We start from the raw sequence: 12239 nt of genomic DNA, 5'->3' as shown, positions 1-12239 counted from the left end.
AATTTATATTTAAAAACCAGCTATGTTGCAATGACGGTCATTCCTCGCCCCAAGAGACTCAGCCATGACCCGGCTCCTGCACATCCAATGCTCCCCTCGCCTGCACCGCTCCGCTTCCCTGGAGATCGCCCAGAGCTTCATCCACCGCTACCGGCAGCAACGGCCGGACACCCAGGTCAGCACCCTGGACCTGTGGAGCCTCGACTTGCCCGAGCTCGACCAAACCGCCATGGATGCCAAATACGCGCAACTGGCCGGACAGCCCCTGAGCAGCGCCGAACACAACGCCTGGGCCCGGCTCCAGGCACTGGCCGAGCCCCTGCACCAGGCCGACCTGCTGGTGCTTTCCGTCCCCCTGTGGAACTTCAGCATTCCCTACAAGCTCAAGCACTTCATCGACCTGGTGTCCCACCAGGGCATCCTCTTCAGCTTCGACCCCGAGCGCGGGTTGCAAGGCCTGTTGCGCAACAAGACAGCGGTGACAGCCTATGCCCGGGGCCTGGACTTTTCCGCGCGTTCGAGCACCCCGGCGCCAGCATTCGACTTCCAGAAGCCGTATGTAGAGGCCTGGTTGAACGTCATCGGCATCACCGACCGGCACTCGCTGATTGTCGAAAAGACCCTCCTGGGCGCCGACCTGGACCTGGCTTCGCGCCAGGCGGCCGCACACCAGGCGCACACCCTGGCGGAGCAACTGGCGCCGCTCCAGCCCTAAGCCGACGCAGCGGCCTAGCGGAGAGCGAGAGCGTCCGCCAGGCCTGTCACCGCACTTCCCACTCCCTGCCAGCCAACCTCAAGCACCTGCGGCAGGTGCTGCCCTCACGATGACGTCGCCACTCATCAAAAAAGCTGTAACAACACCTTCACTTCACCCATTCCTGGTCTATAAACACCTCAGGAAATTCTTCATTTAAAGTCGCAACCCCGCCCCTTCATACCTACGGGTCATGCAGGTCACAACGCTAGAAGCGGGTTCCAAGGAGCGGATGTTGATTGGAAGTAACACGCTGAATCGCTTCAAGTTTAGGCCCTGGCATCACAAGGAACTGCTCCTGGCCCTGATCGAACGTGAAGTGATAGGCCGCTACCGTGGCTCGATCGCTGGCCTGCTCTGGTCCTTTCTCAACCCTTTGCTGATGTTGCTGGTGTACACCTTCGTGTTCAGCGTGGTGTTCAAGGTGCGCTGGGGAACCGACAGCGATTCGAAAACCCAGTTCGCACTGCTGGTGTTCACCGGAATGATGGTCTTCAACCTGTTTTCCGAATGCATCACCCGCGCACCCGGGTTGATCCCGAGCCACGTCAACTACGTGAAGAAGGTGGTGTTCCCCCTGGACATCCTGCCCTGTGTGATGCTCGGGGCGGTGCTGTTCCAGACGCTGGTGAGCTGTATCGTCTGGCTGCTGTTCCACCTCCTGGCCTTCGGGTTGCCGCCGCTCACTGCCCTGCTGTTTCCCCTGGTGCTGCTCCCCCTGGCGCTGTTCACCCTCGGCTTGTCCTGGATACTCGCCTCCCTCGGGGTCTACCTGCGAGACGTCGGTCAGGTCATGGGGGTATTGATGTCGGCCCTGCTGCTGCTATCGGCGGTGTTCTACCCGGTTAGCGCCCTGCCCGCCACCTATCGGCACTGGCTGTACTTAAACCCTTTGACGCTGGTGATCGAGTCCTCACGCGACGTGCTGATCTGGGGCGTGGTGCCCGATCTCGGCCTGTGGCTGGGAGAGCTGGCAGTCGCCCTCGGCGTAGCCTTCCTGGGATGGGCGTGGTTCGAGAAAACCCGCCAGGGGTTCGCCGATGTGCTCTGAACTGGCGATCAAGGCCCAGAACCTGGGCAAGTGCTACCCGATTTACGAGCAGCCCCGCGACCGTTTGCTGCAACTGCTGCTGCCCCGCGGCAAACAGCGCTATCGCGAATTCTGGGCCTTGAAGGACGTTTCGCTGGAAGTGCGCAAGGGCGAGACCCTGGGCATCATCGGCCGCAACGGCAGCGGCAAGTCGACCTTGCTGCAACTGATCTGCGGTACCAGCACCGCCTCCACGGGCACGGTGAGCAGCCATGGGCGGATCGCAGCCCTGCTGGAGCTGGGTTCGGGATTCAACCCCGAGTTCAGCGGCCGCGAAAACGTCTACCTCAATGGTGCGGTGCTGGGCCTGAAGCGCGCGGAGATCGACGCGCGCTTCGAGGAAATTGCGGCCTTCGCCAATATCGGCGAATTCATCGACCAGCCCACCAAGACCTATTCCAGCGGCATGCTGGTGCGCCTGGCCTTTGCCGTCTCGGTGTGCGTGGAGCCGGATATCCTGATCGTCGACGAGGCCCTGGCGGTCGGCGATGCGTCGTTTCAGTTCAAATGCCTGGAGCGCTTGGAGCGCCTGACCCGACAAGGCACGACCCTGCTGTTCGTGTCCCATGACATGAGCATGCTCAAGCGCTTCTGCAACCGCGCCCTGTACCTGCGCGACGGCGAAGTCCGCGCCAGCGGAGCGCCGGAGGAGATGGCCGAGCGCTACCTGCTGGACATGCGCGACGAGCAGCGCCGCTGGGCCAGCGCGGGCGCGATCCAGGTCAGCGCCAAGACGCCGCTCAACCCGGAGCGCGGCATGGCCTTCGGCACCGCTGAAGGGCGAATCACCTCCGCCGTCTTCAGCAGCACCGGAGCGCTGTACTCAAGCTTTGCCCACGGCGAGGTGATTGAAATCGCCATTCAGACCCTGGTCAGCGACGCCATCACCCGCCCCAACATCAGCCTGACCATCCAGGAAGCCCGGCTGCTGGTGGTCAGCGGAGCCAATGTGGCCCTGCAATGCGGTGAGTCCCACGAAGGCTGGCGCAGCGCCTCGGTGCGCTTGCGATTCGCCGCCAACCTGGCTGCCGGGCGCTACCACATCACCCTCAAGCTGATGAATGGCGAAACGGAAGAAACCTCCCACCTGATTGAAAAACAGGTGGCCCTGCTGGCGTTCGACACCTTGCCAGGCAACAAGCACTTTCTGGGAATCGTCGACTTGCACATCGAACCGCTCAGCCTTGAATTGCAACAGCCCCTGGCAGTCGAGGAGCAACCATGAGCACCAAGGAATGGCAGGTCGCAATCTTCGGCACTTTCGACGTGGCCAACTACGGCGACCTGCTGTTTCCCATTCTTGCCGAGGCGGCACTGCAGAAGCGCCTGGGCGCGGTGCGCCTGCGAGCGTTCTCCTACCACTCGCGCAGCACGCCAGAATGGCCCTATCCCGTGACCTCGGTCAGCGAACTGCCCCAGTTCGTCGACAGCCTGGATGGGGTACTGATCGGCGGAGGCTTCATTATTCGTTTCGACAAGGTGGTCGCACCCGACTACTTCCCTCCCAGCCCACAGATCCACCACCCCACGGGCTATTGGCTGTCCCCCGCGCTGATTGCCCTGCAACACAATGTGCCGTTGATCTGGAATGCCCCCGGCATGCACCGCAATCCGATTCCGTGCTGGGCCAAGCCGCTGGTCAGGCTGGCCCTGGAACAGAGCACCCATGTCCGAGTGCGCGATGCGCTGTCGGCAAACACACTGCGTGAACTGAGCGAGCAGGTGCAGGTCGAGGTGCTGCCGGATACCGCCTTCGGCCTGCCCGAGCTGATTGACCCACAGCAACCGACACCCGCCTACCGGCGTCTGTGTGAAACGGCAGGACTGCACGGCCCCTATCTGGTGGTGCATGCGATCAACGGCCTGGAGCGCTTCCTGCACCTGTGGAAAACCCACAGTGCAACCTTTGCCCGCTGGCAGCTGCTGCTATTGCCCATTGGCCCGGTACTGGGGGATCAAGAGTCCACTCTCGGCACCGGCCTGCCGCGGGCCGTCAGCCTTGCCACCTGGCCGGAGCCACTGCTTCTGGCCGAAATCCTGGCCCACGCCCAAGGGGTGATCGGTCACAGCTATCACCTGGCAATCAGCGCCCTGGCCTTTGGCGTGCCCATCTTCAGCTCGGCCGACCTGAGCCTGGGCAAGTACACCGCATTACGGGAATACCGAGGAGTCCATGCCCTGCCCAACGGCCAGGCAATCGACCCCCAGTGGTTCCTGCAACGCCTGGGTACAACGCAGCCCTGCCCCCGGGTGAGCGCCGCGCGGGAACAAGTGCATCGCCATTGGGATCGGGTAGCTGAACTCATCAGCCAGGGCCCGCGCTCCACCAGCCAGGCGCTGGACCGCTTCTGGCAAGCGCTGCCCGGCCTGCTGGAGGAAACCCACCTGGACTGGCGCGAGGAATGCCTGAGCAAACAGGCCGAGCTGGACGAGCTGAAAGTCCGCCTGCAGCAGTTGACCGACCTGCAGGCGCAACAACAGGAACTCATCGGCCAGACCAGCGGCGAGCTCGAGCGCATGTACAGCTCCAGCTCCTATCGCATCACCGCGCCACTACGCTCCATACGACGCGGCTTCAGATACTTATTGAGGAGATGGAATCGATGCTAGACCTGACAAGACTCAATCAACAGCCACTCCATAAACAGCCCTTCTACTGGGGGCAGATCGATGGCCTGTATTCCGCCGAAGACGCCGCCGCACTGGCCACCACCTATCCGCATGACGCTTTCAAGCGGGTCTACGGATATGGCGGAGAAAAAGACTACGAATATCAAGCCAGGCAATTGGTGGAAATGGGCACCGGACGCATCGTTCACGAGCAGGGCTTGAGCCCTGCCTGGCGGCAACTGGCTCAAGCGCTGATTGCACCGGCCTATCGCCTGGCGTTGTCAACGTTGACCGATATCGACCTGCGCACGGCGCCCATGGAGGTCAATGTATTCCACTACGGGCCCAAGGCCTGCCTGGGGCCTCATCCCGACCTCAGCGACAAGCTGGTGACCCACATCCTCTATTTCAACCAATCCTGGAACATCGAGGACGGTGGGTGCCTGAACATCCTGCGCTCGGCGAACCCGCAAGACGTGGTCGCAGTGATTCCACCACTGGTAGGCAACTCTGCGGTGCTGGTACGCACCGATGACTCATGGCACTGCGTGTCACAAGTGGTCGACGACTGCCCAACCTCCCGCCGCAGCATGACCGTTACCTTCTATCGGCCGGGCTCGCTGAGCTCAATGTGGCCGGCCGGAGATCAGACACCGCTGCACAACTACGAGGCCCCTCATGGCTGACCCTGTTTCGCCACAAATGGGCTCCCGCTTCTTCTCGGTAATGGATCAAAATGCCTGATCGTGCTGTGTTATTCCGCTACCTGCTCAGTGTCTATCGAAAGCTGCCTCTTCCCTATTCCCTGAGGGCGCTCTTGAGTCGGCTCTACCGACGGACGCTGCGACCCGCGCACACGAAAATCCGCAGCCAAGCTCTGGCATGCAGCCTGTTTCAGCCGCCGGCTTGTGCGCTGCAAGCACCGCTGCCGCAGCTGCCGGACTACCTGTTCTGGGGAGTTATCGACTGGGATTTTCGCCACCAGCGGCCGCAGCACCTGGCCGGTGGCTTGAGCTCCAGCGGCCGCAGGGTGTTCTACATCTCGGCAAGCCTGGAAGACGACCCCCGCGATGGTTTTAGTCTGCGCCCACTGGATGAGCACGGACGGTTGTTCGAAGTCCGACTGTTCGCTCGCACAGCGCCGCCCCTCTACTACGCCGCCCCGCAAGAGTCAGTGATCCTGCAGTTGCGCCGCAGTATCGGCGAGCTACTGAGTTGGGCCGATTCGCAGTGGGTGATCTCCCTGGTCCAGCACCCCTTCTGGGCTCCCGTCGCCGGGGTGCTGCCGGCCAGCCGGTTGGTCTATGACTGCATGGATGACCACCAGGGCTTCGGCAACAACGTGCCGGCCTTGCTGCAGCTGGAGCATGAGCTGCTCAGGGATGCCGACGTCACGCTGTTTGCCTCGGCGTGGCTGGAGCAATACTGGAACCAGCGCTGCCCGCCCGTCGCTAGCGGACAACGCGCGGTACTGCGCAACGCCGCCGACTTCGCCTACTTTTCCACGGCGGTGCAGCACGGTTACCAGGACCCGCAGGGACGCCCGGTGATCGGCTACTACGGCGCGCTGGCCCATTGGTTCGATGTCGAGTTGGTGGGCGCCATCGCCGAGGCCTTCAGCCACTGCACGGTGCTGCTGATCGGCGCCGATACCGCGCGCGTCGGCGCGTGCCTGCGGCGCCATGCCAACGTCAGGCTGACTGGCGAAATCCCCTATGCGCAACTGTCCGCCTACCTGCAGGTGTTCGCTGTCGGCATCCTGCCGTTCCGGATCGAGGCGCTGACCCTGGCCACCAACCCGGTCAAGGTCTACGAATACCTGAGCGCCGGCAAACCGGTGGTGGCAGTGGATCTGCCGGAGTTGCAGGAGTTCGGCCAGCAGGTGGCCGTCGCCAAGGATGTGCCGTCCTTTATCCAGGCCATCGCCCGGGCATTGCAGGAACCCGCATCTGACAACGCGGCCCGCCAGCGCCAGGAGTTCGCCGCCCAACAGACCTGGGAGCACCGGATAAAACGGCTGAAGGCGCTGGTGGAAGAAGATGTTCCCCAACCCTTGATCAGCGTGATTGTAGTGACCCACAACAACCTGGCATTCACCCGCGACTGCCTGGCGAGCCTGGCTGCCGACCCCCTTGGCCGACAGTTGGAGATCATCGTCGTCGACAACGCCTCTACCGACGCCAGCGTCGAGTTCCTCCAGCAGTGGGCCAGCGACAGCGGCCACTCACTCATTCTCAACCCCGGCAACCTGGGCTTCGCCGCGGCCAACAATCAGGGCCTGGCACGGGCCAGGGGCGAATTTCTGGTCCTGCTCAACAACGATACTCAGGTCACCACCGGCTGGGCGCAGACTCTGCGCCGCCACTTGCAACGCAACCCGCAGCTCGGCCTGATCGGGCCGGTGACCAACAATATTGGCAATGAAGCGAAGATCGACATCAGCTACCGGACCCTCAAGGAGATGCCCGGCCGCGCCGGCCAACACACCTGGCGCCATGTAGACCAGGTGGTGCCCTGCGCCACGCTCGGTTTTTTCGCGGTGATGATGCCCCGATCGACCTATGAGCGTGTCGGCCCGCTGGATGAAGCCTTCGGCCTGGGTTTCTTCGAGGACGACGACTATTGCCGGCGGGTCGAGCAGGCCGGACTGTCCTGCGCCTTCGCCGAAGATGTGTTCATTCATCACCATCTTTCCGCTTCGTTCAATCAAATGCCCGACGGCCAGCGCCAACAACTGTTCAACCGGAACAAGGCACTGTACGAGGCGAAATGGGGCCGCCCGTGGATTCCCCACACCGCCAGGGAACCCTCATGAGGCTGGTTTATCTGTCGCCGGTCAGTTGGCACAGCTTCACGCAACGCCCCCATGAACTGGTGCGTCAGTTCCACGCAGCCACTCAGGCGCCAGTGCTGTGGGTCGAGCCCTATCCCACGCGCTTGCCCGTCATGGCCGACCTGCTCGCACAGCCGCCACAACAGGGCCCGGCCGTTGAGCTGCCGAACTGGCTGACCCTGTCCAAGGCACTGGCTTTGCCCATAGAACCCCTGCCCGGTTCGGGCTGGGTCAACCGCCTGCTCTGGCAGGGACTGAAACAGCAGATCCGCCGCTTTGCCGAGGAACCCACCCTGCTCGGCATCGGCAAGCCCTCGCGCCTGGCGCTGCAATTGCTGCAGGAACCGATCTTCGTCGGCAGTTTCTATGACGTCATGGACAATGTGCCGGCGTTCTACCAGGGCTGGTCGCGCCATGCCATGCGCCGGCGCCAGCACCAGACCGCTCAAGCGGTGAGCACCGCCCTGGCGTCCTGCACGAGCTTGCAGCACTACTGGCAGCAGCAACAGGTCGACACGCGACTGCTGCACAATGGCTGCGCCAGCGAACGTATGCCAGCCCTGCCGCTGGCCCGCCCCGCAGCCCCTAGCGGTCGCCCGGTGTTCGGCTACATCGGCACCCTCGCCAAGTGGTTCGACTGGGATTTCGTGCAGGCCCTGGCCTTGGCCTTTCCCGAGGCGCAAGTGCGCCTGATCGGCCCTTTGCACGGCACTTCGCCCGCTGCACTAGCGGCCAATATCCAGCGCTTGCCGGCGCTTTCCCACGAAGCGGCCCTGCAAGCCATGACCGAATTCGACGTTGGCCTGATTCCGTTCAAGCGCGACGACATCACCCGCTACGTGGACCCGATCAAGTACTACGAATACCGCGCCCTGGGCTTGCCGGTGGTCAGCACGGCATTCGGCGAAATGAGCAACAGGCGCGGTGTTCAAGGCGTGTTTCTCAGCGACAGCGTTGCCGATATTCCCCAGGTTGTTCACCAGGCATTGGCGTTTACCGAGCCGCTGGCCGAGACCCTGAAATTCCGCGAGGCCAACTCCTGGGCAAAACGCTTCGAGGTGGCCCATGCCGCGTTCCTGTGACGTGGTAGTGGTCAACTACAACGCCGGGGTACTGCTGGAAGGCTGCGTGAACTCGGTACTGGCCCAGGGCGTCAGCAGGCTGGTGCTGGTGGACAATGCCTCCCACGACGACAGCCTGGAACGGGTGACGACCCGTTTCGGTGCCGACAAGCGCCTGATCATCCTGCGCAATCCAACCAACACCGGCTTCGCCGCCGCCTGCAACCTGGGCGCCACCCACTGCGAGCAGGCGCATATCCTGTTCCTGAACCCCGATACCGTGCTACAGCCAGGAGCGCTGCAAGGAATGGTCGACGCCCTGCGCCAGGCCGACGACCTGGGCATGGCGGGTGGCCTGCTGTGCAATGTCGACGGTAGCGAACAACCCGGGGGGCGCCGGGTCTTTCCCACGCCACGGCGAGCGGTGGTTCGTGCCCTCAACTTGTCGGGCCTGGCCTGGCTGTCGCCACGGCTGTTTTCCGACTTCCTCCTGCACCGCGAACCCCTGCCTCCCCATCCGACCCTCGTGGAGGCCATTTCCGGCGCCTGCATGCTGATCAAGCGCGAAGCCCTGGACAGCGTTGGCGGCTGGGACGAAGGCTATTTCCTGCACTGCGAAGACCTGGACCTGTGCATGCGTTTTCGTCAGGAAGGCTGGAAGGTCTGTTTCGTACCACAGGCAAGGATCTTTCATACCTGGGGCGCCTGCAGTCGCTCTCGTCCGCTGTTTGTCGAATGGCACAAACACCGGGGGATGATTCGTTTCTATGCCAAGTTCTTTCGAGATGATTACCCGAGGGTGCTGTCCTGGGGCGTTTCGGCTGGGGTCTGGGTGCGATTTGGCGTTGTGGCGGGGTATCACTCGGTGCTGCGGCTAGGGCGGATACTTGGGCAAAAATGCTAGGATCGCCGCCTTATTGAAATAACTGAACACTTCGACGGCATGTTGGGCTTGGTCGAATTTTACAAAAGGAAGTCGCAATGAGCGTCCACCTACTTCTCTGGCTCATTCTGACTGGCATGACCGCCTACCTGGCGAACACACGCGGCCGATCAGGACCACGATGGTTTGCAATCGGGCTTTTTCTCCCTGGCGTTGCCCTGATCGCCGTTTTGTTGATGCCTCGCTTGGCGAAGACCGGCGTCGACGCGCTGGTGCATGAGGACCTGCGCCCCTGCCCCGCCTGCACCCAAGCCATCAAAGCGGCTGCCACACGATGCAAACATTGCAAAGCCGACGTGGAACCTATCGCCCTAAAAGATCGCAGCGGCTGGGTAGCGCGATTCACTGCCAATAGCGATGAAGAGTTTGAACGACTGGCCGCGCAGCTAACGCTGATCGACATACCGACAATCCTCGATGAAGCCCCCCACGCGCTCTCGGGCCCGTTTGAAGAAAAAGCCGAGGCACAGAACACGCTCAACTACCTGAAATCCACCCATGGCCTGGATGGGCTGGTGACCTGGCGCTCGGTCACAAGATAACGCCCCCCCCCTTTTCAACCCTTGCCTTACCGCACGCGCCGCCAATCCCGAGTCACCTGTTTTCAGGCACGAGCCCAACTCTCTTGATAAACTCGGGCAGCGTCGCAACAGCCGTTATGCACCCTATTGCCGATGCCGCCAGCGGTACGTAAGCGAAACCTGATCATGGCAATCGTCCTGTGGCCCCCGAGCAAAAGTGCTTGCCACCTTGAATCAGCACTCCTCAGAAAACGCCCGTTCACCCCCAAACACGCCTTAAACACGTAGAGCAAAATGGTCCAGAATTCAGCTACAGCCCCAATAAACTCAAGCCCTACGCTGTCTCGGCGGTTTAGCGTTGCACCCATGATGGATTGGACCGACCGTCACTGCCGGTTCTTTCTGCGCCTGTTGTCCAAGCACACGCTGCTCTACACCGAAATGGTCACTACCGGGGCGCTGCTCAACGGTGATCACGAACGCTTCCTGCGCTACCACCAGTCCGAGCACCCTCTGGCGTTGCAACTGGGGGGCAGCACACCGACGGATCTGGCGGCCTGCGCGCGCATGGCTCAGGAGCATGGTTACGATGAGGTCAACCTGAATGTCGGCTGCCCCAGCGACCGGGTACAGAACAATATGATCGGTGCCTGCCTGATGGGCCACCCGGCGCTGGTGGCCGATTGCGTGAAGGCCATGCGCGATGCCGTGTCGATTCCAGTGACGGTCAAACATCGAATTGGCATCAACGGACGGGACAGTTATGCCGAACTGTGCGACTTCGTCGGTCAGGTCGAGGAAGCCGGGTGCACCAGCTTTACCGTGCATGCGCGGATTGCCATTCTCGAAGGCCTATCACCCAAGGAAAACCGTGACATTCCTCCGCTGCGCTACGATGTGGCGGCGCAATTGAAAGCGGATTTCCCGCAGTTGGAGATCATCCTCAATGGCGGGATCAAGACCCTCGAGGCCTGTCATGAACATCTGCAGACCTTTGACGGCGTGATGTTGGGGCGCGAGGCCTATCACAACCCCTATTTGCTGGCCGAGGTGGACCAGCAACTGTTCGGCAGTACCGCACCGGTGATTTCCCGGGCCGAGGCGCTGGCCCGCTTGCGCCCCTATATTGCCGAGCACCTGGCGGCAGGTGGCGCCATGCACCACATCACGCGTCATGTGCTGGGGCTGGGGACAGGCTTCCCCGGTGCTCGCAAGTTCCGCCAACTGTTGTCGGTGGATATTCACAAGACCCAGGATCCGCTGGCCCTGCTGGATCAGGCCGGACAGTTGCTGGAAGGACGCTAAGCGTCGGCCAGGTTGAACCTGGCCGGGCTTTTGGCATCGTATCTATCTGGATAGTGCCCCACCATTCAAACGGCTGTTTTCAGGCCGCAGGCTGTGCGGCCGTAGTTAGCATTCCGCGCCCTTGAGCGCCTGACAGCGCTCGGGTAATGTCGTCAGACCCATAGGACAGAGCACGCTCATGACTTCCAAGCTGGAACAACTGAAGAAAATCACCACCGTTGTGGCCGATACCGGCGACTTCGACGCTATCGCCCGGGTCAAGCCGGTGGATGCCACCACCAACCCTTCGCTGCTGCTCAAGGCTGCGGCCATTCCTGGTTATGCCGATCTGCTGAACGCCTGCGTCAGCGATTGCAAAGGCGATGTCGGCCTGGCCAGCGACCGTTTTGGCGTTGCTGTCGGCCAGGAGATTCTCAAGGTCATTCCGGGCCGCATTTCCACCGAAGTGGATGCCCGTTTGTCGTTCGACACCGAAGCCATGCTCAAGCGCGCCCATCGCCTGATCGAGCTGTATGAAAATGCTGGTGTCGGCCGTGACCGAGTGCTGATCAAGATCGCCTCCACCTGGGAAGGTATCCGCGCGGCAGAGAAACTCGAACGCGAAGGCATCCAGACCAACCTCACCCTGCTGTTTTCCTTCGCCCAGGCCGTGGCCTGCGCCGAAGCCGGTGTGTTCCTGATTTCGCCATTCGTGGGACGAATCTACGACTGGTACAAGAAAGCCACCGGCAACGACTACGTCGGCGCCGATGATCCAGGCGTGCAGTCGGTAACGCGCATCTACAACTACTACAAAGCCAATGACTACAAGACCGTGGTCATGGGCGCGAGCTTCCGCAACCTGAACCAGATCGAGCAACTGGCAGGCTGCGATCGCCTGACCATCAGCCCGGACTTGATCGAGAAACTGGCTGCCGATACCGGCAAGCTGGAACGCAAGCTGAGCCCAGGCAAGACCGGTGAATCCCGTCAGAGCCTGAACGAAGCACAGTTCCGCTGGGCCTCCAACGAAGATGCGATGGCCACCGAAAAGCTCGCCGAAGGCATTCGCCAGTTCGCCCGCGACCAGGAAAAGCTCGAAGCCCTGTTGGCTGCCAAGTTCTGATAGCTTCGCGGCGATGC

Annotated in this window: 11 protein-coding genes; all 11 read left to right on the top strand. The window is 62.0% G+C overall.

Going from position 1 to position 12239, the window contains the following annotated elements:
* The first annotated feature begins 64 nt into the window (after positions 1–64).
* The 11 genes from LXM55_RS17065 to tal all read left to right on the top strand — a co-directional run bounded on the left by LXM55_RS17065 (position 65) and on the right by tal (position 12222).
* On the top strand, positions 65–715 hold the full coding sequence (locus LXM55_RS17065; protein ID WP_233321438.1) for an FMN-dependent NADH-azoreductase: 651 nt from the start codon (positions 65–67) through the stop codon (positions 713–715).
* A 274-nt stretch (positions 716–989) separates the two neighbouring features.
* A complete protein-coding gene (locus tag LXM55_RS17060; RefSeq protein ID WP_233321437.1) occupies positions 990–1805 on the top strand; it encodes an ABC transporter permease in 816 nt (271 codons plus the stop codon).
* Positions 1795–3069, top strand: coding sequence for an ABC transporter ATP-binding protein (locus LXM55_RS17055; protein ID WP_233321436.1), 1275 nt, complete (start codon positions 1795–1797; stop codon positions 3067–3069). The genes LXM55_RS17060 and LXM55_RS17055 overlap by 11 nt, the downstream gene beginning before the upstream one ends.
* Positions 3066–4454, top strand: a complete 1389-nt coding sequence (locus tag LXM55_RS17050) for a polysaccharide pyruvyl transferase family protein (RefSeq protein ID WP_233321435.1) — start codon at positions 3066–3068, stop codon at positions 4452–4454. The genes LXM55_RS17055 and LXM55_RS17050 overlap by 4 nt, the downstream gene beginning before the upstream one ends.
* A complete protein-coding gene (locus LXM55_RS17045; RefSeq protein ID WP_233321434.1) occupies positions 4448–5140 on the top strand; it encodes a 2OG-Fe(II) oxygenase family protein in 693 nt (230 codons plus the stop codon). Before LXM55_RS17050 ends, LXM55_RS17045 begins: the two co-directional genes overlap by 7 nt.
* A gap of 50 nt (positions 5141–5190) precedes the next feature.
* Positions 5191–7269: a glycosyltransferase gene (locus LXM55_RS17040; RefSeq protein WP_233321433.1), complete on the top strand. Its 2079-nt coding sequence runs from the start codon at positions 5191–5193 to the stop codon at positions 7267–7269.
* Complete coding sequence (locus LXM55_RS17035) at positions 7266–8369, top strand: hypothetical protein (protein ID WP_233321432.1); 1104 nt, start codon at positions 7266–7268, stop codon at positions 8367–8369. Before LXM55_RS17040 ends, LXM55_RS17035 begins: the two co-directional genes overlap by 4 nt.
* Entirely contained in the window at positions 8353–9252 is a 900-nt protein-coding gene (locus tag LXM55_RS17030) for a glycosyltransferase family 2 protein (protein ID WP_233321431.1), read from the top strand. The genes LXM55_RS17035 and LXM55_RS17030 overlap by 17 nt, the downstream gene beginning before the upstream one ends.
* 77 nt (positions 9253–9329) lie before the next feature.
* Entirely contained in the window at positions 9330–9833 is a 504-nt protein-coding gene (locus LXM55_RS17025; RefSeq protein ID WP_233321430.1) for an SPOR domain-containing protein, read from the top strand.
* A gap of 273 nt (positions 9834–10106) precedes the next feature.
* On the top strand, positions 10107–11117 hold the full coding sequence (gene dusA, locus LXM55_RS17020; RefSeq protein ID WP_233321429.1) for a tRNA dihydrouridine(20/20a) synthase DusA: 1011 nt from the start codon (positions 10107–10109) through the stop codon (positions 11115–11117).
* A 178-nt stretch (positions 11118–11295) separates the two neighbouring features.
* A complete protein-coding gene (tal, locus tag LXM55_RS17015) occupies positions 11296–12222 on the top strand; it encodes a transaldolase (protein WP_233321428.1) in 927 nt (308 codons plus the stop codon).
* Positions 12223–12239: the final 17 nt, after the last annotated feature.

The organism is Pseudomonas sp. Au-Pse12 (genome assembly GCF_021341665.1).
Taxonomy (GTDB): domain Bacteria; phylum Pseudomonadota; class Gammaproteobacteria; order Pseudomonadales; family Pseudomonadaceae; genus Aquipseudomonas.
Note: the sequence above shows the minus strand (reverse complement) of the source record. Positions and strands in the feature narration are given on the sequence as shown.

Coding starts and splice junctions, on each gene's coding strand:
- tal (WP_233321428.1), top strand. CDS start 11,296: ATGACTTCCAAGCTGGAACAACTGAAGAAAATCACCACCGTTGTGGCC.
- LXM55_RS17050 (WP_233321435.1), top strand. CDS start 3,066: ATGAGCACCAAGGAATGGCAGGTCGCAATCTTCGGCACTTTCGACGTG.
- LXM55_RS17030 (WP_233321431.1), top strand. CDS start 8,353: ATGCCGCGTTCCTGTGACGTGGTAGTGGTCAACTACAACGCCGGGGTA.
- LXM55_RS17035 (WP_233321432.1), top strand. CDS start 7,266: ATGAGGCTGGTTTATCTGTCGCCGGTCAGTTGGCACAGCTTCACGCAA.
- LXM55_RS17055 (WP_233321436.1), top strand. CDS start 1,795: ATGTGCTCTGAACTGGCGATCAAGGCCCAGAACCTGGGCAAGTGCTAC.
- LXM55_RS17040 (WP_233321433.1), top strand. CDS start 5,191: ATGCCTGATCGTGCTGTGTTATTCCGCTACCTGCTCAGTGTCTATCGA.
- dusA (WP_233321429.1), top strand. CDS start 10,107: ATGGTCCAGAATTCAGCTACAGCCCCAATAAACTCAAGCCCTACGCTG.
- LXM55_RS17065 (WP_233321438.1), top strand. CDS start 65: ATGACCCGGCTCCTGCACATCCAATGCTCCCCTCGCCTGCACCGCTCC.
- LXM55_RS17025 (WP_233321430.1), top strand. CDS start 9,330: ATGAGCGTCCACCTACTTCTCTGGCTCATTCTGACTGGCATGACCGCC.
- LXM55_RS17045 (WP_233321434.1), top strand. CDS start 4,448: ATGCTAGACCTGACAAGACTCAATCAACAGCCACTCCATAAACAGCCC.